Here is a 24,255-nt window from a genome sequence, read left to right on the forward strand (position 1 = left end):
ACACGCACCGCGTGTCAATAATGACCCTGTGCGCTCGCTTGCCAGGAAATCCCTGCTGCCCCTGACGTTCGTCGTCATGGTGGCCGCTGCCGTGGTGGGCTACGCCACGGAAGAATCCGGCATCAGCAGCATCAGCAGCATCAGCAGCGGCGGCCGCAGCAGCTTCGGCAAGTCCGGCGAGTCCAGCCAGGACCCGCAGGACCAGGACCCCAAGGCGACCGCCCCGGCCGATGACGGCAGTGCGTACACCCCCCGCAGAACCGAGCAGAACGCGCGGGTCGGCGCGGTCTTCGAGAAGGACGACTCCGGCGATCACTTCTGCACCGCGAGCGTGGTGCAGAGTCCGGCCCGGAACATGCTCATCACCGCGGCGCACTGTGCCTTCGACAGCGACGCCGGCAGCACGGTCGACGATCTCGTCTTCGCCCCGGACTATCGCGACGGTGACGAGCCCACGGGCCTGTGGAAGGTCAAGAAGGTGATCGTCGACGATCACTGGGCAAAGTCGCAGGACGAGGATTACGACGTCGCCTTCCTCGTGCTCGACAAGAAGAACGGCAAGCAGATCCAGGACGTCCTGGGCGGCAACACCCTCGGCATAGACCGTGGCTTCGACAACGAAGTCAAGATCACCGGCTACCCCACCAGCCGCAATACGCCGATCTCCTGCCAGAACCGCACCACGAAGTACAGCGACACCCAGTTGCGTATCCAGTGCACCGACTTCGAGGGCGGCACGAGCGGCAGCCCCTGGCTGGCCGACTACGACCCCAAGAGCCACACCGGCACGGTCATCGGCGTCCTGGGCGGCCACGAAGGCGGCGGCGACGAAGACGATGTCTCCTACGCCGCGTACTTCGACGAGGGCATCGCCAAGCTCTACAAGCACGCCCAGGACCAGGACTGAGAGCGGACTCCCCGGGCCGACCGCCCGACGGGGGCCGAGCCGGGGAGCGGCCCCGGACACGGCGAAGGGCCGCACCCCGGTGACGGGATGCGGCCCTTCGGCGCGATACTGCGATTACGCGGCGACGACCTCGACACCGAGCTTCGCAACGACCTCGGCGTGCAGACGCACGGAGATCTGGTGCGCGCCCAGGGTCTTGATCGGCGAACCGATCTCGACACGGCGCTTGTCGACGTCCGGACCACCGGCAGCCTTGATCGCCGAGGCGACGTCGGCCGGGGTGATGGAGCCGAACAGGCGACCCGCTTCGCCGGCACGCACGGCCAGCTTCACGTTGACGCCCTCGAGCCGGCCCTTGACCTCGTTGGCCTGCTCGATCGTGGCGATCTCGCGGATCTTGCGACCGCGACGGATCTGCTCGACGTCCTTCTCGCCACCCTTGGTCCAGCGGATCGCGAAACCACGCGGAACCAGGTAGTTGCGGGCGTACCCGTCCTTGACGTCAACGACGTCGCCGGCGGTGCCGAGGCCGGAGACCTCGTGGGTGAGGATGATCTTCATGATTCGGTCACCCTTCCCTTATCGCGCGGTGGACGTGTAGGGCAGCAGCGCCATCTCACGGCTGTTCTTCACGGCCGTGGCGACGTCACGCTGGTGCTGAGTGCAGTTGCCGGTGACCCGGCGGGCACGGATCTTGCCGCGGTCGGAAATGAACTTCCGCAGCAGGTTCGTGTCCTTGTAGTCCACGTAGGAGATCTTCTCCTTGCAGAACACGCAAACCTTCTTCTTAGGCTTGCGAGCAGGCGGCTTCGCCATTGTCTCTCTCCAATGAGTTCAAGAAGTTTGTGCTGACGCCCTCAGGCCCCCGGCCGTTCCGCAGCGCTGTTTCACGTGAAACAGCGCGGGGTCGGACCGGCTGTATGGACCTAGAAGGGCGGCTCGTCCGAGTAGCCACCACCGGAGCCACTGCCGGAGCTGCCGCCCCAGCCACCGCCTCCGCCACCCTGCTGACCGCCGCCGGCCGGGCCATTGGTCGCCCACGGGTCGTCGGCGGGAGCGCCGCCGCCCTGCTGGCCGCCGCCGGGGCCGCCGCCCCAACCGCTGCCACCCTGGCCACCGCCCTGCTGACCGCCGCCGAAGCCGCCGCCGCCCTGGCCACCGCGACCGCTGGTCTTGGTGATCTTGGCCGTGGCGTTCTTCAGGCTCGCGCCCACTTCCTCGACGTCGAGCTCGTAGACCGTGCGCTTCACGCCCTCGCGGTCCTCGTACGACCGCTGCTTGAGACGGCCCTGGACGACCACGCGGGTACCCCGCGTCAGGGACTCGGCGACGTTCTCGGCCGCCTGACGCCACACCGAGCAGGTGAGGAACAGGCTCTCGCCGTCCTTCCACTCATTGGTCTGACGGTCGAAAGTGCGGGGAGTGGACGCGACGCGGAACTTCGCGACCGCCGCACCGGACGGGGTGAAGCGCAGCTCGGGGTCGTCGACAAGATTGCCGACGACCGTGATGACGGTCTCGCCTGCCATTAGGGGAACCTCTCGGCGGGTGTGCTGCTGGCTGCTGGTGTTGCTGCTACTCGGACCCGGTTACCGCTGGCGCTGTCGCGCTCAGTGGGTCTCGGGACGGAGAACCTTGGTCCGGAGGACCGACTCGTTCAGGTTCATCTGACGGTCGAGCTCCTTGACGACCGCAGGCTCGGCCTGCAGGTCGATGACCGAGTAGATGCCCTCGGGCTTCTTCTTGATCTCGTACGAGAGACGACGACGGCCCCAGGTGTCGACCTTCTCGACCTTTCCGTTGCCCTCACGGACGACGGAGAGGAAGTTCTCGATCAGCGGGGAGACAGCGCGCTCCTCGAGATCGGGGTCGAGGATGACCATCACCTCGTAGTGACGCATGTGGAACCCACCTCCTTTGGACTCAGCGGCCACGGTCGTTCCGTGGCAGGAGGGTCAAATGCGTTTCCGCGCCGTGTCCGGCCGGTCATCCGGACAGACATAGGCGCAGACCGTACAGAGTACCTGCCTCGAGCCTTCCGGTTGAAATCCGGCCGGTACACCCCCCAATCTGGAACACAACGGGTGTGAGCGGCGTTACAGTGCGCCGCCCTGTCATCGGAGGTGCCGCATGGCACAGGCAAGGACCCAGCGCAATCTGCTCTCGATTCTCAACAGCGACGGCAAGGACCATCCCGTCGAGAACACGCTCGCGATCGTGACCGTGGTGTTCGGCGCGATCGCCGTCTTCACCTCGCTGTCTCCCAGCCTGCACCTCATCAGTTCCTGGGTCGGTCTGATCGGTATCGGCACCGGCCTGTGGGGCCAGTTCATCTCCTCGACGACGGGCGAACGCTTCCTGTTGATCATCGGCCTCGGCGCCTCGGCCGTGGGCTTCTATCTCGGCCTGGCACACGGTGGCCTTTTCGGCGGCGTGATCGGCTAGCGCCGCCGTACGGGCCCCTGCGCCATGCGGCATATGGGGTCCGTGGCCGTACGGCCCAGTCGGGGCGCTCCGCGGTCACAGTAGGCTTCGGCGCGAGAGCCGGAGCCCCGACCATGGGGACACACCTGCCGAGGAGCGCCCCGCATGAGCTTGACCCTGAGGACCATCAGCCGTGAGCAGCATCTGGCGTATATCCAGAGCCTGCCCGCGGCAAGCCACATGCAGGTTCCGGCCTGGGCGGACGTCAAGGCCGAATGGCGGTCGGAGAGCCTGGGCTGGTTCGACGCGAGCGGCGAGATGGTCGGCGCGGGTCTGGTGCTCTACCGCCAGGTCCCCAAGGTCAAGCTCTACCTGGCGTACCTCCCCGAGGGGCCGGTCATCAACTGGCACTCGCCGAATCTGGAGGACTGGCTGCAGCCGATGCTGAGGCATCTCAAGCAGCAGGGTGCCTTCACCGTGAAGATGGGCCCGCCGGTCATCATCCGCCGCTGGGACGCCCAGGCGATCAAGGCCGGCATCCAGAACCCGGATGTGAAGCGGCTGCGGGACGTCGAGGCGACGCACATCGAGCCGCGCGCCTTCGAGGTGGCCGACAAGCTGCGCCGCATGGGCTGGCAGCAGGGTGAGGACGGCGGCGCCGGCTTCGCCGACGTCCAGCCCCGCTACGTCTTCCAGGTGCCGCTGGCCGACCGCTCGCTGGAGGAGGTCCACAAGGGCTTCAACCAGCTGTGGCGCCGCAACATCAAGAAGGCCGAGAAGGCCGGCGTCGAGGTCGTCCAGGGCGGCTACGACGACCTGGCCGAATGGCAGCGCCTCTACGAGATCACCGCGGTGCGTGACCAGTTCCGGCCGCGGCCGCTCAGCTACTTCCAGCGCATGTGGACGGCCCTCAACTCCGAGGACCCCAATCGCATGCGGCTCTACTTCGCGCGCCACGACGGCGTGAACCTTTCTGCGGCGACGATGCTCGTGGTCGGCGGGCACGTCTGGTATTCCTACGGCGCCTCCGACAACATCGGCCGTGAGGTCCGCCCCTCGAACGCCATGCAGTGGCGGATGCTGCAGGACTCGTATGCGCTCGGCGCCTCGGTCTACGACCTCCGCGGCATCAGCGACTCGCTGGACGAAAACGACCACCTCTTCGGCCTGATCCAGTTCAAGGTCGGCACAGGCGGGCAGGCAGCGGAGTACCTCGGCGAGTGGGACTTCCCGCTCAACAAGCTTCTGCACAAGGCGTTCGATATGTACATGGCACGCCGCTGATCCGCTTCACCGCACCGTTCGTACCTCTGACACACCGCAGCTACGAGAAAGGTTCCGGGCCCGGCCATGGCGCTCACCCTCTACGTCGACACCGCGCGCTGGCGGGCGCATCAGCAGAGCGTTCTCCAGCAGTTCCCCGGGCTCGTCCCGGTCTGCAAGGGCAACGGCTACGGCTTCGGCCATGAGCGCCTCGCCGACGAGGCGACCCGCCTGGGTGCCGACATCCTCGCGGTCGGGACCACCTACGAGGCGGCCCGTATCAAGGACTTCTTCAGCGGCGACCTGCTCGTCCTGACGCCGTTCCGCCACGGCGAGGAGCCGGTGCCGCTGCCCGACCGGGCGATCCGCTCGGTCTCCTCCGTCGAGGGCGTCGGTGGCCTGGTCGGCGCCCGCGTGGTCATCGAGGTCATGAGCAGCATGAAGCGCCATGGCGTCAAGCCGGAGGACCTTCCGAAGCTGGCCACGGCCATCGAGGACGTCCGGCTCGAGGGCTTCGCGATCCACCTTCCCCTGGACCGCACCGACGGGTCGGACGCGGTCGAGGAGGTCATCGGCTGGATGGACCGGCTCCGTGCCGCCCGCCTCCCCCTGCACACCATGTTCGTCAGCCACCTCAAGGCCGATGAACTCGCCCGTCTCCAGCAGCAGTTCCCGCAGACGCGGTTCCGCGCGCGGATCGGTACCCGGCTGTGGCTGGGCGACCACGAGGCCACCGAGTACCGCGGTGCGGTGCTCGACGTCACGCGGATCGCCAAGGGCGAGCGCTTCGGCTACCGCCAGCAGAAGGCGGCCTCCGACGGCTACCTGGTCGTGGTCGCCGGTGGCACCTCGCACGGCGTCGGCCTGGAGTCTCCCAAGGCGCTGCACGGCGTGATGCCGCGTGCCAAGGGCGTGGCGCGGGCCGGCCTGGCCACCGTCAACCGCAATCTCGCGCCCTACGTGTGGGCCGGGAAGCAGCGCTGGTTCGCGGAGCCCCCGCACATGCAGGTGTCGATCCTGTTCGTGCCGGGTGATGCCCCGCAGCCGCAGGTCGGCGAGGAGCTGGTGGCCCATCTGCGGCACACCACCACGCAGTACGACCGCCTCATGGACCGCTGAGCCGGACGGGGCTCGCTCCGGACGGACCAAGGGCCCGGTGCCGCAGACATCTCCTGCGGCGCCGGGCCCTTGGCGCACCATCCGGCCGGGTGCCGGCTCACTCCCGTACGGTGCCCCAGCGCACCCGTGGCGCCGTCTCGAAGTGCACCGCGTGCCGGGGCTGGTGGTGGGTCCTCCCGAGCACGAACACATCGGCGCTGCGGTCCAGGACACCGCCCGAGGGATCGTCGTCCCCGTCCCTGCGGACCACATCGCGCTCCGGCAGCCAAATGTCCCGCACCACGACGGCACACAGGTACAGGGTGCCCAAGAGGTGCAGGGCGATGGCCAGTTGGTAGCCCTCCGTGGGGAGCCCCTGGTGCTTGTCGCCGTTTCCCGTGTAGGCGAGGTACATCCAGATCCCCAGGAAGTACATGACCTCGCAGGCCTGCCAGATCAGGAAGTCCCGCCAGCGCGGCCGGGCCAGCGCGGCGAGCGGGATCAGCCACAGGACGTACTGCGGCGAGTAGACCTTGTTGGTGAGGATGAACAGCGCGACGACCAGGAACGCCAGCTGAGCGAAGCGCGGCCGGCGCGGCGCGTAGAAGGTCAGCAGGCCGATACCGGCGCAGCCGAGGATCATCAGCAGTGTGGCGTAGGTATTGGCGTTCTCCAGAGGGTTCCCGGTGCGCTGCGAGATCAGCAGCCAGACCGAGCCGAAGTCGATGGGCCGTTCCTGGCTGAACGTATAGAACTTCGCCCAGCCCTCCCTGATATGGAATCCCGCGGCATCATGCGTGATCATCACCGGGAGATTCACCACCAGCCAGGACACCACGGCGCCGGTCACTGCCTTCCGGTACGCACGCCAGGCCCCCGCGCGCCAGCACAGGACCAGCAGGGGGCCCAGCAGCAGCACCGGATACAGCTTCGCCGCGGTGGCCAGTCCGATGAGGACACCGGCCGCCAGCGGGCGGCTGCGTGACCACATCAGCATCCCCGCGGCGGTCAGGGCGATCGCCAGGAGATCCCAGTTGATGGTGGCGGTGAGGGCGGCGGCGGGCGCCAGGGCGACAAGGAGGCCGTCCCAGGGGCGCCGCCGGTGAGTGCGGGTCACGCATACGGCGACCACGACGGCACAGATCATCAGCATGCCGGCGTTGACCAGCCAGTAGATCTGTTCGCGCTGCTGGATGCCGCCCGAGTGCGGCGTCATCCAGGAGGCGACCTCCATGAAGACACCGGTGAGCACCGGGTACTCGAGATACTCCATATCGCCCGGCAGCCGATCGAAGTACGGGATCAGCCCATCGGCGAAGCCCCGCCCCGCATAGAGGTGGGGGATGTCGGAGTAGCAGGCGTGGATGTACTGGCTCGTGGCACCGAAGAACCAGCCGCCGTTGTAGCACGGAAGCTTCTGCACCATGCCGAGCGCGAACATGCCGATGGCGACCAGCGCGATGACCCGTACCGGTGTCAGCCAGCTCGTTCCGAGCAGTGCGTGCCGGCCGATCGGTCCTCCGATCAGCTCGCTGCCGGCCGCCGCCACCTCATCCCGCTCCGTCGGCCGCACCGACTCGTCCCGTCGCACGCTCGTCATGGCCCCATCCTGCCGTACGACCCTGCGCGGAAGACGGCGAAGCCCCCGCCCGGACAAGCCGGGCGGGGGCTTCGTGGCTCCCTGTTTCACGTGAAACATTCAGCGTTTCACGTGAAACGGTCGGTGCTCATCAACCGGTCGGGCCGCCGAACCAGCCGCCACCGGTCGCGTCCGTCGGAGCAGGCGTCGGACTGGTGCCACCGTTGCCACCGCCCGGTCCACCAGGTCCGCCCGTTCCGCCTCCGTTGCCTCCGCCGCCGTTACCGGCTCCACCACTGTTCTTGCAGTTGATGTCCCAGGGAGAGCAGGAGTCCGAGGGGCTGGGGCTGGGAGAGTTCGTCGGGGGAGCGGACTGGCTGGGAGTCCCCGACGGGGTGTTCGACGGCGTGTCCGACGGCGTGGGGGTCGGCGTCGGAGTCGGCATGCCGGGCTCGTCCACCCGGTCCCCGATGGGCGTGGCGGACTGGAAGTCCTCCGGCGTCACGCCCTTCATCGCCTGCAGCATGTACTCGGTCCACACCTCGGTGGGCAGCGCGCCACCGTGGATCGAGTCGAAGCCACCGACACCGTTCATGGACAGCTGACGCGGGTTCTGTGCGTCCTCACGGAACATCGTGACGGACGTCGACAGCTGCTTGGTGTAGCCCACGAACCAGGCCGACTTGTTCTCGTCGGTGGTACCGGTCTTGCCCGCGGCCGGCATACCCAGCCGCTTGGCTTCCTTCGCGGTGCCGTTCTGGATGACGTTCTTCAGTACCTTGGTCACGTTGTTGGCGATGTTGGAATCCATCCCGGTCTCGGGCTTGGGCTTGTCGAAGCCCTTCAGATCCTCGCCCTCGAACGTCACCTTGGTCACCGAATACGGCTCGACCTTCGTCCCCGAATCGGCGAACGTGGCATAGGCATCGGCCATCCGGATCGCGCTCGGCGTGGAGGTGCCCAGGGCGAATGAAGGGTTCAGGTTCTTGTCGAAGCTGGCCGGCGCAATGCCCGCCGCCTGTGCCATGTCCCGGACCTTGCTCATCCCGACATCCATGCCGAGCTGCACGAACGGAGTGTTGACGGACTGCTCCATCGCCTTGGTCAAGGGGATGTAGCCCCAGCGATGGTTGCTCTCATTCTCCTGATAGAAGACCGAGTTGTCCCGCTTCCGGACGAAGTTGCCCTGAGCGTCCTTCACCTTGAGGTGGTCATCGCCGTTGTAGCGGCTGTCCGGCGAGACCGGCTGCCCGCCGCTCTTGACCGTTCCGTACTTCATCGCCGCCGCGAGCACGAACGGCTTCCAGGTCGAGCCGACCGGCACACCGAAGGTATCCGCGTTGTTGCTGAAGTGGCCCTTGTCGTAGCCCTCACCGCCGTACAGGGCGACGATCTTGCCGTCTCCCGGTACCACCGAGGCCCCACCGAACTGGACGTATTTGTCCTTCGCGCGCTTCTTGGGGTCGATGTACCGCTTGTCGACCTTCTTGACCGCGGTCTCGAGCTGATTGGTCCGCTTCGCGTCAAAGGTCGTCCGGATCGTGTAGCCGCCCTTGTCGAACTGCGCCTCACTGAGCCCGGCGTGCTTGAGCACGTACTTCTTCGCGGTGTCCATCATGTAGCCGATCTGACCGCTCTTGCTGGCGACCGGCTTCGGCAGCTTCGGCTTGGGGAACTTCCCACGGTAGGAGTCCCGCTGTGCCTTCGACATGAGGTGGTTGTCGACCTCGCGGTCGAGGATCCAGGACCAGCGCGCCTCGGCACGCTTGGTGTTCGCCGCCCGGGTGGCTCCCGGGCTGGTACCGCCCGCGGGGTCGTACAGATCCGCACCCTTGAGCACGGTGGCCAGGAAGGCGCTCTGGTCCGGCTTCAGCTTGTCGGCGTCCACGCCGTAGTACGCCTGAGCCGCCGCCTGGATGCCGTAGGCCCCGCGGCCGTAGTAGCTGGTGTTGAGGTACCCCTGAAGGATCTGGTCCTTGTTCTTCGACCAGCCGACCTTGATCGCGATGAACAGTTCCTTGAACTTGCGGTCAAGGGTCTGCTGCTGGCTCAGCATCGCGTTCTTCACATACTGCTGCGTGATCGTCGATCCGCCCTGGGTCTCGCCACCCTTGGCCATGTTGAGCACGGCGCGCGCGATACCCATCGGGTCCACACCCGAGTCCGTACGGAACGAGGCATTCTCCGCGGAGATCGCCGCATTCTGCATCGAACGCGGAATTTCATTGATCGTGACGTTCTGCCGGTTTGTCTCACCGTCGCGCGCCATGACCTTGCCATTGGCCCAGAGATAAACGTTGTTCTGCGACCTGGCGGCCAGGCTCTCGTCGGGAACGTGCACCACGGCCAGCGCGACTCCGGAAACGCCGACGATCAGCCCTATGAAACCGACGCACAGGCTGGCGACCTGTTTCCAGGACGGCACGAAGCGCCGCCAGCCGGTGCGGTGGGCACGCGGGTAATCGATCAGACGCTTCTTGGCGGGCTTCCCGCCGCCGCGACCGCGGCCCTCGGGGCCGCCACCACCGCGCCGGCCTCCGCCACCGCGACCACGACCGCCGGCACCACCGTCACCGGAGGCCGTGCCGGAGTCCTCGGACACCCTTCGACGCCCGCGCTGGGCGGCTCTGCGGGCCTCGGCGCGCCCGCCCTGCCGCGGCTCATGACCGTACGGCTCGGAGGGGGCAGGACCGGCAGCCGAGCCACGCGAAGGGGCGCCTCGACGCCCCGGTGGCTGCGGTGCGGCGCGTCGGGCCGCGGCACGTCCGCCACTCTGCGGTTGTGGCGGTTTGCGACGGTGCTCGCTCATGGAACGAATACTCCTCGGGCAGGCGCGCTATCTCGTCGCCTGAAGGCGGCAGTTGTCTTCAGGTCCCCCCGGATGCACGGCTCGCTCCTAGGCGCGAGCCGCACTACACCGAGGACGGGGACGTCAGATATAGGCCCACGGTTCCCGGCAGTCTGCATGCCGCACAGACTACGCACGACCAAAACCTGCCCAGTGTTGAAATTCACTCCAAATCAGTCAGGTTGGGTAGCACGAATCAGTGATGTGACGCCGTTCACCATCCCCCCTCTTGTTCCGCCCCGGTGACCGTTCTATCGTCTGGATGTATCGAGTCGATACATCAGCGCGACATAAAGAACGCACAGACCAGGGAGGCGGAGGATGAGCAGACGTTCCGGCATCCTTGAGTTCGCCGTCCTCGGCCTGCTCCGCGAATCCCCGATGCATGGCTATGAGCTGCGGAAACGGCTCAACACCTCGCTCGGGGTCTTCCGTGCGTTCAGCTATGGCACCCTCTACCCCTGCCTCAAGGCGCTGGTCGCCAACGGCTGGCTCATCGAGGAGACGGAGGGTGCTGCGGAGGGCGTACCGGCCGCGGCTCTGACGGGGCGCCGAGCCAAGATCGTCTACCGATTGACCGCAGCGGGCAAAGAGCACTTCGAGGAGCTGCTCGCGCACTCCGGACCGGATGCGTGGGAGGACGAGCACTTCGGGGTCCGCTTCGCATTCTTCGGCCAGACGTCGCGGGACGTGCGGATGCGGGTGCTGGAAGGCCGCCGCAGCCGGCTGGAGGAGCGCCTCGAGCGAATGCGTACCTCCCTGGCCAGATCCCGCGAGCGGCTGGACGACTACACCCTCGAGCTGCAGCGGCACGGCATGGAGTCCGTGGAGCGCGAAGTCCGCTGGCTGAACGAGCTCATCGAAAGTGAGCGTGCCGGGCGCGATCAGCGCGCACCGGGTTCCGCAGCACAGGACAGCAACCACCAGTCAGGAGATACGGGCGGCCTGCCCCGGCACCGGGGTGGTACCCGGCCGGATCCGTCCGATGACACCACCACATGAGGTTCCGTCGTACGGAGCCTCATCGAGATCACAGGGAGCAACCGGAATGGGTTCGGTTCGCGTAGCCATCGTCGGCGTGGGCAACTGCGCCGCCTCGCTGGTACAGGGCGTCGAGTACTACAAGGACGCCGACCCGAAGAGCCGCGTGCCCGGCCTCATGCACGTGCAGTTCGGCGAGTACCACGTGCGTGACGTCGAGTTCGTGGCCGCCTTCGACGTCGACGCCAAGAAGGTCGGGCTCGACCTCGCGGATGCCATCGGCGCCAGCGAGAACAACACCATCAAGATCTGCGACGTGCCGAACGCCGGCGTGAAGGTCCAGCGCGGCCACACCCACGACGGCCTGGGCAAGTACTACCGCCAGACCATCGAGGAGTCCGCCGAGGCCCCCGTCGACGTCGTCCAGGTCCTCAAGGACAAGCAGGTCGACGTCCTGGTCTGCTACCTCCCCGTCGGCTCCGAGGACGCGGCGAAGTTCTACGCGCAGTGCGCCATCGACGCCAAGGTCGCCTTCGTCAACGCCCTCCCGGTCTTCATCGCCGGCACCAAGGAGTGGGCGGACAAGTTCACCGAGGCCGGTGTCCCGATCGTCGGTGACGACATCAAGTCGCAGGTCGGTGCCACGATCACGCACCGGGTGATGGCCAAGCTCTTCGAGGACCGGGGCGTCATCCTGGACCGCACGATGCAGCTGAACGTCGGCGGCAACATGGACTTCAAGAACATGCTCGAGCGCGAGCGCCTGGAGTCCAAGAAGATCTCCAAGACGCAGGCCGTCACCTCGCAGATCCGGGACCGTGAACTGGGCGAGGACAACGTCCACATCGGCCCCTCGGACTACGTGGCCTGGCTGGACGACCGCAAGTGGGCCTACGTCCGGCTCGAGGGCCGCGCCTTCGGTGACGTTCCGCTGAACCTGGAGTACAAGCTCGAGGTGTGGGACTCCCCGAACTCCGCGGGTGTCATCATCGACGCCGTGCGCGCCGCGAAGATCGCCAAGGACCGGGGCGTCGGTGGCCCCATCCTCTCCGCGTCCTCGTACTTCATGAAGTCGCCGCCGGTGCAGTACTTCGACGACGAGGCACGGGAGAACGTCGAGAAGTTCATCAACGGCGAGGTCGAGCGCTGAGACGCCCGACGCCTCTCCCCCGCAGGCCCCCGGGTGTTCCACCCGGGGGCCTGCGGGCTGTGTGAGGCTGTGCCTCATGCATGCGGTGCGCGCCCTGTCCGTCTTACTCCGGCTACGCGACTTCCGTTCGCTCCTCGCGGCACGGCTCCTGTCGCAAGCGGCCGACGGAGTGTTCCAGGTCGCCCTCGCGACATTCGTCGTCTTCTCGCCCGAGAAACAGGCCTCGCCCGCGGCCATCGCCTCCGCCATGGCGATCCTGCTGCTGCCGTACTCGCTCCTCGGGCCGTTCACCGGTGTCCTGCTCGACCGCTGGCGGCGTCGTCAGGTCCTGCTGTACGGCAACCTGCTGCGGACCGTGCTGGCCATGGTGACCGCGGGGCTGGTCGCGTCGGAGGTCCCGGACTGGCTCTTCTACGCCTCGGCCCTCTCCGTGACGGCCGTGAACCGCTTCGTCCTGGCCGGCCTCTCGGCCGCGCTTCCCAGAGTGGTCAACGGTGAACAGCAGCTGGTCATGGCCAACTCCCTTGCCCCCACTGCCGGAACGCTCGCCGCGACGGCCGGCGGCGGGCTCGCCTTCGCCCTCCGGCTGGTCGGCTCGGATGTGGACGCGTTCGTCGTACTCCTCGCCGCGGCCCTCTACTTCTGTTCGGCCCTCACCTCACTGCGCATGACACCACAGCTGCTCGGACCGGATGCCGCACGCCTCCAACCCCATCTGTGGGAAGCCCTGTTGAGCACGGTGCGCGGCCTTGCGGAGGGTCTTCGCCATCTCGCCGAGCGGCGCACCGCGGCGCGCGCGCTGACCGCGATGACCTTGATCCGGTTCTGCTACGGAGCTCTGACGGTCATGGTGCTGATGCTGTGCCGGTACTCCTGGTCCGCCACCGCATCCGAGGGCCTGGCACTGCTCGGGATCACCCTCGCGGTGTCCGGTGGAGGGTTCTTCACCGCCGCTGTCGTCACGCCCTGGGCCGTCACACGGCTCACCGCGTTCGGCTGGATCGTCTGCTGTGCCGCCCTGGGCGCCGTACTGGTGCCGGCCCTGGGGCTGTTCTTCACGCCGGGCCCGATGCTGGCGGCCGCATTCGTGCTCGGCCTCAGCACACAAGGGACCAAGATCTCGACGGACACCATCGTCCAGTCTTCCGTCGATGACGCCTTCCGCGGACGGGTCTTCGCCCTGTACGACGTCCTGTTCAACGTCGCCTTCGTCGGCGCCGCCGCCGTCGCCGCGCTGATGCTGCCGCCGGACGGACGGTCCATCGCACTGCTGGGCGTGGTGACCGTGCTGTACGCGCTGGTGGCTGTGACGGTTGTCCGCTTCGGCCGGGGAGAGAGGCCATCGCCCGTGCGGTGAGCACCTCGGCCTCGGCGGCTGGGCCCGCGGACCGGATACCTTACGGGCGTCCTACACAAGCCTGTACGCATCAAAACCGGGGGAATCCCATGACCACGCCGCCTCAGGGCGCGCATCCGTACGGCCAGGCGCCGTACGGGCAGCAGCCCTATGGACAGCCGCCCTATGCGCAGAACCCCTATCCGCAGGCACCACCGGCGCCGCAGCCTCCTTACGGTCCGCCCCAGGGTGGCTACGGCCACCCCCCGCAGCCGCAGGCTCCGTACGGACAGCAGCCGCAGCCCGCTTACCCCATGGCTCCGCAGCAGCCGTTCATGCAGGGCGGGCCTCCCGTACCGCCGCCGCGGCCTGCCAAGAGCCGTTCCGCCAGGACCGTCCTGAGGGGCATTGGGCTCGTCGTCGGACTGATCGTCATCGCAGTCGCCTGGATCAGCAGCATGGACGACGCGGAATCCGCCGAGGTCGGCGACTGTGTGCACAAGTCCAGCAGCTCGCTCGATGACGGCCTCGAGGTGGTGGACTGCGGGACCTCGAAGGCCCAGTACAAGGTGACCGCCGTGCACAACGGCACCTCGGACACGTCGGTGTGCCCTGCGGGTCAGCCGGCCTACGTCAAGGAAACGCACCGTCGCCGGCGTGCCGACACCGCCATGGTGCTCTGCCTGACCGCTGCGAAGTAGCCGGCCTGACGGCGCCGGACAGGCGAGGAGCGGTGTTTCACGTGAAACACCGCTCCTCGTTTCACGTGAAACGTGGCGGTTGATCGACCGCGCGTTTCACGTGAAACATCAGCTCTGGGTGGCCCACCACTCCTTCAACGCGGCGATGGCCGCCTCACGGTCCATGGGGCCGTGCTCCAGCCGGAGCTCCAGCATCTGCTGGTACGCCTTGCCGACCTCGGGGCCCGGGCGAATGCTCAGGATCTGCATGATCTCGTTGCCGTCCAGATCCGGGCGGATCGCTTCCAGCTCTTCCTGTTCCTGCAGGAGCGCGATGCGCTTCTCCAGCCCGTCATAGGCGCGCGACAGGGCACCGGCCTTGCGCTTGTTACGGGTGGTGCAGTCCGAGCGCGTGAGCTTGTGCAGCCGCTCCAGCTGCGGGCCGGCGTCCCGCACGTACCGGCGGACCGCAGAGTCCGTCCACTCGCCCGTCCCGTAGCCGTGGAAGCGCAGGTGGAGCTCCACCAGGCGCGAGACATCATTGATCATGTCGTTGGAGTACTTCAGCGCGGCCATCCGCTTCTTGGTCATCTTCGCGCCCACCACCTCGTGGTGGTGGAAGGAGACCCGGCCGTCCTGCTCGAAGCGCCGCGTCCTGGGCTTGCCGATGTCATGCAGCAGGGCCGCCAGCCGCAGCACAAGATCGGGACCGTCCTGCTCGAGGTCGATCGCCTGCTCCAGGACCGTCAGCGAATGCTCGTAGACGTCCTTGTGACGGTGATGCTCGTCACTCTCCAGCCGCAGTGCGGGCAGCTCGGGCAGCACCTGGTCCGCCAAGCCCGAATCGACGAGCAGCCGCAGCCCCTCGCGCGGATGCGGCGCCAGGATCAGCTTGTTCAGTTCGTCCCGCACACGCTCCGCGGAGACGATCTCGATGCGGTCCGACATCGCCTTCATCGCGGCGATGACCTCGGGAGCGACCTCGAAGTCCAGCTGAGCGGCGAAGCGGGCGGCGCGCATCATCCGCAGCGGATCATCGGAGAACGACTCCTGTGGCGTCCCCGGCGTCCGCAGTACGCGCGCCGCCAGGTCCTCCAGACCGTCGTGCGGGTCGACGAACTCCTTCTGCGGCAGCAGCACCGCCATGGCGTTCACCGTGAAGTCCCGGCGGGCCAGGTCCTGCTCGATGGAGTCCCCGTACGACACCTCCGGCTTGCGGGAGGTGCGGTCGTATGCCTCGGAGCGGTAGGTCGTGACCTCGATGTCGAACGAGTCCTTCTTGCAGCCGACCGTCCCGAAGGCGATACCGACCTCCCAGACCGCGTCGGCCCAGGGCCGGACGATCTTGAGGACGTCCTCGGGTCGGGCATCGGTGGTGAAGTCCAGGTCGTTGCCGAGCCGGCCCAGCAGCGCATCCCGGACCGAGCCGCCGACCAGGGCAAGCGTGAACCCGGCCTCCTGGAATCGACGGGCCAGGTCATCCGCGACGGGGGACACCCGCAGCAGCTCGCTCACGGCACGACGCTGTACGTGGTTCAGCGCGTTCGTCGACTGCGGGGTCCGCTCGGAGAGCGGGGCGGGGAGGTCATTGTTGGCGTTCGGCACAACAAAACAGAGTACGTGGCCGCACGGCCCCCAGGCGTCACGTAATAAAGGGGACAGGCGGGGCGCACCACCCGCTGCGCCGCCATCATGTGGAGCAGTCCCTGGCACTCCGGCCCGGCGCACCTCGTTACCATTCGTGGACGCACATTCCGAACGACCACAGACGACGACGAGGGACGGGCGAGCGCGTGGCCGAGGCGGCAGGGTTCCAGGCGACTGAACGGCCGCGTGGTCGATGGCTGCGAAGGACTGTGACACTGCTCACGGGGGTGTTCCTTCTCGTGGGGCTGCTCCAGATGCCGCACGCTCCCACCGCTGAGGCAGCCCCCACCGGCTCCCGCACGGTCGATGTGACGATCGACTCCATGTCCCCGCCCACCCCGTCCGAGGGCGACACGGTCACGGTCTCCGGCACGCTGATCAACGACGGCCGCAGCACGATCACGGATGCCAAGGTCGCCATGCACCGCGGCAGCCCGATCGGCGGCCGCAGTTCCGTCGAAAGCCTGTCCCGCCGCACCGGCTATCTGGCGGGCGCGGACGGCGAAGCGGTCGAGGGGCACACGGAGAAGATCGACAAGCTGGAGCCCGGCGTCAGCCAGCCCTTCAGCCTCAGCATCCCGGCCAAGGATCTCGATCTCACCAAGGACGGGGTGTACCAGCTCGGTATCTCTCTGTCAGGACGCTCCGCGTCCGCGCCGTACGGGCAGATCCTCGGTTTCGACCGGACGTTCCTCCCCTGGCAGGAGTCCGACAGCACGAAGAAGACGCAGCTCACGTACATGTGGCCGCTGATCTCCTCCACGCACCTCACCGCGGAGACCGACGCCGACCCCCAGCAGACGCCGGTCTTCCGCGATGACGACCTCGCTGCCGAACTCGCGCCCGGTGGCCGGCTGCAGCAGATGGTCTCGCTCGGCAAGAACCTCCCGGTGACCTTCGTCGTCGACCCCGACCTGCTCGCGACGGTCGACGCGATGACCAAGTCGTACCGGGTGAACGGGCCGGACGGGCCCATGGGCAAGAACCAGGCAGTCGCCAAGCAGTGGCTGCACGAGCTCGAGGAAGCGGCCAAGACGCACGAGGTGGTCGCGCTGCCCTTCGGCGACCCCGACCTGGCATCGCTGGCCCACCACGGCAAGGGCGTGCCCAGCGCGCTCAGCCACCTCGGTCCGGCCACCGACCTCGCCGACAAGACCGTGGACACGATCCTCGGCGTCAAGCCGCGTACGGACTTCGCCTGGCCCGTCGACGGCGCGATCGACTCCTCCATCGTCGACGTCGCGACCTCGGCCGGTGCACACAACGTGATCACCCGCAGCGACAGCCTCCGCGAGGCCGGCGGGCTGTCCTACACCCCGACGGCCGCCCGGCCCATCGGCGGCGGCAACACGGCCGTCGTCGCGGATGCGCAGCTCTCGCGGGCCTTCGAAGGCGATATGTCGAAGGCCGGAAACTCCGCCCACGCGGTCCAGGAGTTCCTCGCCCAGACCGAGATGATCAACCTTGAGGACCCCGGCCGGCAGCGCAGCATCGTCGTCGCGCCACAGCGCATGCCCACGGTCAGCCAGGCCCAGGCGATGGCCACCGCACTCCGGGACCTCAAGCAGTCCGGCCGCTGGACCCAGCCGCTGAACCTCAGCGGTGCCGCCAAGGCCAAGCCCGACCGCGCGGCCACCCGTCACGTCCCGAGCGGCAACGCCTACCCGTCCTCGCTGCGCCGGCAGGAGCTCCCCACCAACGCCTTCCGGCAGATCCAGGGCACCCAGGCCGCGCTGGACGACTACCAGGTGATCCTGGCCCACCCGGAGCGCGTGGTGACCCCGTTCGGCAACGCCATAATGCGGGAGATGTCGACGCAGTGGCGGGGCAATCCCACCGGTGCCAAGGCATTCCGTCACTCGGTACGCAGCTATCTCGACGGCCTGACCAAGAAGGTGCACCTGATCCAGAAGTCGGAGGCGACGCTCTCCGGGCGCAGCGCCACGATTCCGGTGACGGTCCAGAACAACCTGGTCCAGGGCGTCAGGGACATGAAGCTGAAGCTGACCTCCTCGCAGCCCAACCGTCTGGACGCAGGGAAGACGCAGACCATCACGGTGGACGGCGGGCACAGCCAGTCGTTCAAGTTCGACACCACCGCGAACGCGAATGGCCGGGCATGGGTGACCGCCCAGCTCTACACAGCGGACGGAAAGCCCTACGGTGAGCCCATGACGTTCCAGGTGAACGTCACGGAGATCACCGCAACGGTGATGCTCGTCATCGCGGGCGGCGTGCTGCTGCTCGTCCTCGCCGGCGTCCGGATCTACCTCCAGCGCAAGCGGGCAGCCGGCCGGCGAGCCGAGGACGGAACCGACGGCGACGGAACCGACGGCGATTCAGGCACGGACGGCGACAACGGCGGCACGGATGGTGACCAGCCCGAGCAGCCGAGTGACCCCACGCCGGACACCGGTTCGGAAAGCTCCGACCCGTCCGGCTCAGGTGAGAAAGTGGACCGTTGATAGATGGCGGGGCCGGATGGCCGGCGACGGATGAGGTGGGGCAGCGATGAATGCGCCGTACGACGGTGACCGGGGCCGGGGCGCCAATGGCGACCCCAACGGGCCGGTCCCTCCGACGCCCCCGTTGCCCGCGGACCAGGACCCCTACGTCCAGGACGCCTACCGCAACGATCCGCACCGCGCTCAGGACCCGACGGCACAGGACCCGGTGGCCGAGGCGTTCTACGACCGCGCCGCGCACCCGCCTCCGGACCAGCCCACGCAGCCGCTCTACCCGCAGCCTGCCGCCGGCCGTCACACCCCCGATCCGCAGCTGTGGGCCTCCCCTCCGCCGCCCGAGCCGCACGGGCCCTCCCGCAATCTCCCGTACGGCGACGCCGCCGCGACCACCCAGTTCATGGGCGTCGACGACCTGATGACCCAGGCCGCCCAGGACCATCCGGAGCCGGATGCCTTTGCGCATCTCTACCGGGACCAGCAGCACTACGAGCCCCAGCACCCCGCCGCCCCCGCGGCTCCGGGCCCGGAGGCCGTACCGCAGCAGCCCGTGCCGGAACCGGAGCCCGCCCCCGTGGCGGCGGCCGGCAAGCCGTCCGGTGGCCGTGCCTCCGGCCTGTTCAAGTCCAGCGCGGTGATGGCCGCCGGCACGATGGTGTCCCGTCTGACGGGCTTCGTCCGCTCGGCGCTGATCGTCGCGGCGCTCGGTGGCGCGGTCCTCGGTGACTCCTGGCAGGTCGCCTACCAGCTCCCGACCATGATCTTCATCCTGACCATCGGCGGCGGTCTGAACTCCGTCTTCGTGCCGCAGCTGGTGCGCGCGATGAAGGAGGACGACGACGGCGGCGAGGCGTATGCCAACCGGCTGCTGACGCTGGTCGTCGTGGTCCTCGGCGTGCTGACCGTGCTGGCGGTGGTGGCCGCGCCACTCCTGGTGAAGCTGGTCTCCTTCGACATTTCCCGCGATCCGGCGGCCAACGAGGTCGCGGTCGCGTTCACCCGCTACTGCGTGCCCACGATCTTCTTCATGGGTCTGCATGTGGTGATGGGGCAGATCCTCAACGCCCGTGGCCGTTTCGGCGCGATGATGTGGACCCCGGTCCTCAACAACATCGTCATGATCGCCACCTTCGGCCTGTTCATCTGGGTCTACGGCACGGCGAAGACCTCGCACATCGGCGTCACCACCATCCCCGACGAGGGCATCCGGCTCCTGGGCATCGGCACCCTCCTCGGGCTCGTGGTCCAGGCGCTGGCCATGATCCCGTACCTGCGCGACGCCGACTTCAAGCTCCGGCTGCGGTTCGACTGGCGCGGCCACGGCCTGGGCAAGGCCGCCAAGCTCGCCAAGTGGACGGTGCTGTTCGTGCTCGCCAACCAGGCGGGCGTCCTCGTCGTCACCCAGCTCTCCACCTGGGCCGGAAAGACCGCTGACCAGCAGGGACACCCGGGCACCGGCTTCATCTCCTACGCCAGCGCCCAGCTCATCTGGAACATGCCGCAGGCGATCATCACCGTCTCCGTGATGGCGGCGCTGCTGCCGCGGCTGGCACGGTCCGCGCACGACGGTGACACCGGAGCCGTCCGCGACGACATGTCGCAGGGCCTGCGCACCTCCGCCGTCGCCATCGTCCCGATCTCGTTCGGCTTCCTCTCCCTCGGTATCCCGCTGTGCACGCTGGTCTACGGCTCGTCCGGCGCCGGGGTCCCGATGGGCTACATGCTGATGGCCTTCGGTGTGGGGCTGATCCCGTTCTCGGTGCAGTACGTCGTCCTGCGCGCCTTCTACGCGTACGAGGACACCCGCACCCCCTTCTACAACACGGTGATCGTCGCCGCCGTCAACGCCGCCGCCTCCGCCCTGTGCTTCCTGGTCCTGCCGGCCCGCTGGGCCGTGGTCGGCATGGCGGCCTCCTACGGCCTGGCGTACATCATCGGCGTGGGCGTGGCCTGGCGGCGTCTGGGCAAGCGCATGGACGGCGATCTGGACACGGCGCACGTCATCCGGACCTATGCGCGGCTGGCCGGCGCGAGCATTCCGGCCACGATCATCTCCGGGGCGGCGGTCTACGGCATCATGCAGACACTCGGCAGCGGGGTCCTCGGGTCGCTGAGCGCTCTGATCGTCGGCGCTGCCGCGCTTCTGGCCGTGTTCTACGTCGCCGCACGCAAAATGCGCATCGAGGAACTGAACGCCCTGGTCGGGATGGTCCGGTCGAAGCTGGGGCGCTGAGAGAGCACAACCATCGACTGCCACCGTGTGTCGTGCATAGTGGCGGACTGTGGGCACAATTGTCTTGGCTCATTGAGCCTGCAACGGATGGGGAGGCAGGAACGACGGTGGCGGAACGGAGCACGGCTGCCGTCGACGTGGCTGACACGAGCGGTGAAGAACCGCTGACCGCCAAGGCGGGTAAGGCCACGGACGACGGTGCTAAGGCCGAGAAGGTATCCGGCAGGGAAAACGACGCCGCAGGCACCGATGAGGAGTGTGCCGAGGCGATCGAAGCCCAGCCACCGGAACTGCACAGCGGCCACAAGCTTGCCAGACGCTATCGCCTCGAGGAGTGCGTCACCCGTCTGGACGGATTCAGCAGCTGGCGCGCGGTCGACGAGAAGCTGCGCCGCGCCGTCGGCGTACACATCCTGCCCGCCGAGCACCCACGGGCCCGGCCGGTGCTGTCCGCCGCCCGTTCCTCGGCGCTGCTCGGTGATCCCCGGTTCGTGCAGGTCCTGGACGCCGTCGAGGAGAACGACCTCGTCTACGTCGTCCACGAGTGGCTGCCGGATGCCACCGAGCTCACCACGGTGCTCGCCACCGGCCCGCTGGAGCCGCACGACGCCTACCAGCTCGTCAGCCAAGTCTCCCAGGCCATGGCCGCCGCACACCGCGAGGGGCTGTCCCATCTGCGGATCACCCCCGGCTCGGTGCTGCGCACGGAGTCCGGGCAGTACCGCATCCGTGGTCTGGCCGTCATGGCGGCGCTGCGCGGCATCACCTGCGAGCACCCGCAGCGCACGGACACCGAGGCGATCGGCGCGCTGCTCTACGCCGCGCTGACCCAGCGCTGGCCGTACGAGAACGACGCCCACGGCCTCACCGGCCTGCCGAAGGGTGTCGGGCTCATCGCGCCGGACCAGGTGCGTGCCGGCGTGCACCGCGGGCTGTCCGAGCTCGCCATGCGCGCCCTGATCAACGATGGCGCCACGGCCTCCCGCCAGGAACCGGCGTGCACCACTCCCGAGGAACTGGCCGCGGCGGTCGCCGCCATGCCGCGCATCCGGCCCCCGGAGACCGCGTTCACCACGCCCCCGCCCTACCAGCGCACGGGATACCAGCAGGGCAGTCACCGGCAGGCGTCGGTCCACAACGGCCCGTCCGTCCGGCAGACGCAGCCTGTGGCCACGCCTCCGCCGCCGCTGCAGAGCCGCACCGGCCGGGCGCTGAAGTGGTCCGTCTCCGCGCTGCTCATCGCAGCGCTGGGCCTGGGCAGCTGGCAGCTGGCGGACACGCTGCTGAAGCGGGAGAACGACCAGGACAAGCCGCAGAACTCCCAGTCGCAGCAAGGCTCCAAGAAGAAGCCCGCGAAACCGCTGTCGATCGCCGGTGCCACCGAGTTCTCTCCGCTGGGGGAGGCGTTCTCCCAGGACAAGGCGTCCGCCGCGGCGGACGGCGACCCGTCGACCGCGTGGGTCACCAAGCGGTTCAAGGGGTGGCCGAACTTCGGGAACCTGCCGAACCGCAAGGACGGCAGCGGCATCGTCATAGACCTCGGCAGCGCCAAGGATGTTTCCGGCGTACAGGTCAGCATGTACCGCCCGGGCCAGACCGCGGAGATTCTGGCCGCCGGCCCCTCCGCGTCGAATCCGACCTCGCTCAGTGACTTCTCCCAGCGGCTCTCGAAGTCGTCGAAGGCCGGCGACAAGCTCACGGTGAAGCTGGACAAGTCCGTGAAGACCCAGTACGTCCTCATCCACATCACCGAGCTGCCCAGTGACGGCGAATCAGACTGGTTCCGAGGCGGAATCTCCGACGTGAAGGTCACCGGCTGAGCCGCCGGTGACCCGGCGAACGATCCACTGACTGCGCAGCGACCCGGCGCCGAACCCATGCGGTTCGGCGCCGGCATGCTTTATGGCCTCAGACGGGGCAGAAGTAGTGCCATAAGCTATGCGGCGGGCCTTGCGACCGAGGAACGATCTTGGTGAGATCACGTCAGTCCCAAAGGGAGGGGGTCCTTTCATGAGCTCGCTGGACGACCGCAGCGATCAAGACCTCCTCAGCCGCCATGTCGACGGCGACCCCGATGCCTTCGGGGAGATCGTCCGGCGCCATCGCGACCGGCTCTGGGCGGTGGCACTGCGCACCCTCGGCGACCGCGAAGAGGCCGCCGACGCCGTGCAGGACGCCCTGGTGTCCGCTTACCGCGCCGCCCATACCTTCCGCGGCCAGTCCGCCGTCACCACCTGGCTGCACCGCATCACGGTCAATGCCTGTCTGGACCGAGCCCGTAAGGCCGCCTCACGGCGCACTTCACCCGTCGCCGAGACCGAGCGGCTGGAGCAGCTTCTCGAACCGGAGGAATCCGCCGCCGCACCGGCCGAGCGTAAGGACCTGCACCGCGAGCTGCTCGGCGCCCTGCGCACGCTTCCCGAGGAACAGCGTGCCGCTCTGGTCCTCGTCGACATGCAGGGATACCCCGTCGCCGAGGCCGCGACGATCCTCGACATCCCGACGGGAACGGTGAAGAGCCGCTGTGCACGGGGCCGTGCTCGGCTCCTGCCTTTGGTCACCCATCTGCGCACCGACGACGGGGGTAGCAAACCCGCGAGCGGGGGAAGGAACCGGGCGCAGGGGACATCCGTCCCACCGACGGCAGGGCCGAAGGACACAGGTGCCGTGAAGGGCGGAGGTGGGCGAGCGTGACATCGACTACCGGCACGGGGGAGCACCCCACGGGTGAACACCCGGAGGTCTGCGAGATCTCCGAGCTCACGGACGGACTGCTGTCCCCCACGCGCACCGCGGAGCTGCGCCACCATCTCGCCGCCTGTGCGCTGTGCGAAGACGTCCATTCCTCCCTGGAGGAGATCCGGGCGCTGCTCGGCACACTCCCCGGGCCGGTGCGGATGCCGGCCGACGTTGCCGGCCGCATCGATGCCGCCCTCGCGGCCGAGGCGCTGCTGGATGCCATCGCTCCCGCCGGCGGGGTGGCTGTTTCACGTGAAACAGTCACCGCACCGGTCACCGTTTCACGTGAAACCAAGGACGAGCCGCCCAGTCGCGGCACGCCCACCCGGCCCGCAGGGCGCCCCCGGGGATCCTCCGGCCCGGGCCGGCAGTCGCCGAGCGGCCGCTCGTCCCGCGCGCGGCGCTGGCCCCGGATCCTGCTCGGTACCGCCGCAGCCGCGGCGGTCCTCAGCTTCGGTGGCCTGCTCCTCCAGAACGCCGCTGTCGACGGCACGCAGGCAAGCACCCCTCACCGGGATGCGAGCACCGAGAAGAGCACCGCTGCCGCAGGCGAGCTGACCGCCGCCAGCCTTGGCTCACACGTCCACCATCTGCTCGCGTCCAAGGGCTCACACAAGACCCCGGACCTCGGCGCCCGAAGCTCCCCCGACAGCCCGCTGCGCGGCACTGCCGACACCGTTCCGTCGTGTGTACGCCAGGGCATCGGGCGTACGGAGGCCCCACTCGCCTCCAACCACACCCGCTATCAGGGCAAGGACGCCTACCTCGTGGTGCTGCCGGACCCGAGTGACCCTAAGCGTGTCTCCGCGTATGTCATCGCGTCCTCATGTGTCTCCGCCACTCCACCCGCTCCCGGGAAGGTCCTGCTGACGCACTCGTACCAGCGAGACTGAGCGACGAGACGTGCG

General features: G+C 68.2%; 20 protein-coding genes. 13 read left to right on the forward strand and 7 right to left on the reverse strand.

Annotated features, from left to right (window positions below; genetic code table 11):
• The first annotated feature begins 28 nt into the window (after positions 1 to 28).
• A complete protein-coding gene (locus OIU81_RS17815) occupies positions 29 to 907 on the forward strand; it encodes a trypsin-like serine peptidase (RefSeq protein ID WP_329149031.1) in 879 nt (292 codons plus the stop codon).
• Positions 908 to 1,021: 114 nt separating this feature from the next.
• On the opposite strand, the gene rplI is transcribed toward OIU81_RS17815, so the two are convergent.
• From rplI to rpsF, 4 genes are all read right to left on the reverse strand, one after another.
• Complete coding sequence (gene rplI, locus OIU81_RS17820; protein WP_329149033.1) at positions 1,022 to 1,468, reverse strand: 50S ribosomal protein L9; 447 nt, start codon at positions 1,466 to 1,468, stop codon at positions 1,022 to 1,024.
• A gap of 18 nt (positions 1,469 to 1,486) precedes the next feature.
• Positions 1,487 to 1,723 (reverse strand): 30S ribosomal protein S18, encoded by a 237-nt coding sequence (gene rpsR / locus OIU81_RS17825; RefSeq protein WP_003978893.1) that lies wholly within the window; start codon positions 1,721 to 1,723, stop codon positions 1,487 to 1,489.
• Positions 1,724 to 1,833: 110 nt separating this feature from the next.
• Positions 1,834 to 2,436: a single-stranded DNA-binding protein gene (locus OIU81_RS17830; RefSeq protein WP_329149035.1), complete on the reverse strand. Its 603-nt coding sequence runs from the start codon at positions 2,434 to 2,436 to the stop codon at positions 1,834 to 1,836.
• Positions 2,437 to 2,517: 81 nt separating this feature from the next.
• On the reverse strand, positions 2,518 to 2,808 hold the full coding sequence (gene rpsF / locus OIU81_RS17835; RefSeq protein WP_006604399.1) for a 30S ribosomal protein S6: 291 nt from the start codon (positions 2,806 to 2,808) through the stop codon (positions 2,518 to 2,520).
• Between the two features lie 229 nt (positions 2,809 to 3,037).
• Here rpsF and OIU81_RS17840 point away from each other — a divergent pair, with 229 nt between their 5' ends.
• The 3 genes from OIU81_RS17840 to OIU81_RS17850 all read left to right on the forward strand — a co-directional run bounded on the left by OIU81_RS17840 (position 3,038) and on the right by OIU81_RS17850 (position 5,713).
• The gene (locus OIU81_RS17840) at positions 3,038 to 3,352 is read left to right on the forward strand and encodes a hypothetical protein (RefSeq protein WP_329149037.1); all 315 of its coding nucleotides are present in this window, start codon (positions 3,038 to 3,040) and stop codon (positions 3,350 to 3,352) included.
• 144 nt (positions 3,353 to 3,496) lie between these two features.
• Positions 3,497 to 4,615, forward strand: coding sequence for a lipid II:glycine glycyltransferase FemX (locus tag OIU81_RS17845; RefSeq protein ID WP_329149039.1), 1,119 nt, complete (start codon positions 3,497 to 3,499; stop codon positions 4,613 to 4,615).
• Positions 4,616 to 4,681: 66 nt separating this feature from the next.
• Positions 4,682 to 5,713, forward strand: a complete 1,032-nt coding sequence (locus tag OIU81_RS17850) for an alanine racemase (RefSeq protein WP_329149041.1) — start codon at positions 4,682 to 4,684, stop codon at positions 5,711 to 5,713.
• A 97-nt stretch (positions 5,714 to 5,810) separates the two neighbouring features.
• Here OIU81_RS17850 and OIU81_RS17855 read toward each other — a convergent pair whose 3' ends face one another.
• Complete coding sequence (locus tag OIU81_RS17855; RefSeq protein ID WP_329149043.1) at positions 5,811 to 7,292, reverse strand: glycosyltransferase family 87 protein; 1,482 nt, start codon at positions 7,290 to 7,292, stop codon at positions 5,811 to 5,813.
• 130 nt (positions 7,293 to 7,422) lie between these two features.
• Complete coding sequence (locus OIU81_RS17860) at positions 7,423 to 10,080, reverse strand: transglycosylase domain-containing protein (protein WP_443074005.1); 2,658 nt, start codon at positions 10,078 to 10,080, stop codon at positions 7,423 to 7,425.
• Between the two features lie 360 nt (positions 10,081 to 10,440).
• Here OIU81_RS17860 and OIU81_RS17865 point away from each other — a divergent pair, with 360 nt between their 5' ends.
• The 4 genes from OIU81_RS17865 (at position 10,441) to OIU81_RS17880 (ending at position 14,287) form a co-directional block, all read left to right on the forward strand.
• The gene (locus tag OIU81_RS17865) at positions 10,441 to 11,121 is read left to right on the forward strand and encodes a PadR family transcriptional regulator (protein WP_329149045.1); all 681 of its coding nucleotides are present in this window, start codon (positions 10,441 to 10,443) and stop codon (positions 11,119 to 11,121) included.
• Between the two features lie 46 nt (positions 11,122 to 11,167).
• Positions 11,168 to 12,250: an inositol-3-phosphate synthase gene (locus OIU81_RS17870; RefSeq protein ID WP_329149047.1), complete on the forward strand. Its 1,083-nt coding sequence runs from the start codon at positions 11,168 to 11,170 to the stop codon at positions 12,248 to 12,250.
• 76 nt (positions 12,251 to 12,326) lie between these two features.
• Positions 12,327 to 13,607 (forward strand): MFS transporter, encoded by a 1,281-nt coding sequence (locus tag OIU81_RS17875; RefSeq protein ID WP_329149048.1) that lies wholly within the window; start codon positions 12,327 to 12,329, stop codon positions 13,605 to 13,607.
• Positions 13,608 to 13,696: 89 nt separating this feature from the next.
• Positions 13,697 to 14,287 (forward strand): LppU/SCO3897 family protein, encoded by a 591-nt coding sequence (locus tag OIU81_RS17880; RefSeq protein ID WP_329149050.1) that lies wholly within the window; start codon positions 13,697 to 13,699, stop codon positions 14,285 to 14,287.
• Between the two features lie 108 nt (positions 14,288 to 14,395).
• Here the strand turns inward: OIU81_RS17880 and OIU81_RS17885 are convergent, their stop codons facing one another.
• Complete coding sequence (locus OIU81_RS17885) at positions 14,396 to 15,871, reverse strand: CCA tRNA nucleotidyltransferase (protein ID WP_329149052.1); 1,476 nt, start codon at positions 15,869 to 15,871, stop codon at positions 14,396 to 14,398.
• A gap of 251 nt (positions 15,872 to 16,122) precedes the next feature.
• Here OIU81_RS17885 and OIU81_RS17890 point away from each other — a divergent pair, with 251 nt between their 5' ends.
• From OIU81_RS17890 to OIU81_RS17910, 5 genes are all read left to right on the forward strand, one after another.
• Complete coding sequence (locus OIU81_RS17890) at positions 16,123 to 18,378, forward strand: DUF6049 family protein (protein ID WP_329149054.1); 2,256 nt, start codon at positions 16,123 to 16,125, stop codon at positions 18,376 to 18,378.
• Between the two features lie 46 nt (positions 18,379 to 18,424).
• Positions 18,425 to 20,608 (forward strand): murein biosynthesis integral membrane protein MurJ, encoded by a 2,184-nt coding sequence (gene murJ / locus OIU81_RS17895; RefSeq protein ID WP_329149055.1) that lies wholly within the window; start codon positions 18,425 to 18,427, stop codon positions 20,606 to 20,608.
• Positions 20,609 to 20,715: 107 nt separating this feature from the next.
• Entirely contained in the window at positions 20,716 to 22,428 is a 1,713-nt protein-coding gene (locus OIU81_RS17900; protein ID WP_329149057.1) for a protein kinase family protein, read from the forward strand.
• A gap of 190 nt (positions 22,429 to 22,618) precedes the next feature.
• Positions 22,619 to 23,302, forward strand: coding sequence for an RNA polymerase sigma factor SigM (gene sigM / locus OIU81_RS17905; protein WP_329149059.1), 684 nt, complete (start codon positions 22,619 to 22,621; stop codon positions 23,300 to 23,302).
• The gene (locus OIU81_RS17910) at positions 23,299 to 24,240 is read left to right on the forward strand and encodes a zf-HC2 domain-containing protein (RefSeq protein ID WP_329149061.1); all 942 of its coding nucleotides are present in this window, start codon (positions 23,299 to 23,301) and stop codon (positions 24,238 to 24,240) included. The genes sigM and OIU81_RS17910 overlap by 4 nt, the downstream gene beginning before the upstream one ends.
• Positions 24,241 to 24,255 lie beyond the last annotated feature (15 nt).

Source organism: Streptomyces sp. NBC_01454 (assembly GCF_036227565.1).
Classification (GTDB): Bacteria; Actinomycetota; Actinomycetes; order Streptomycetales; family Streptomycetaceae; genus Streptomyces.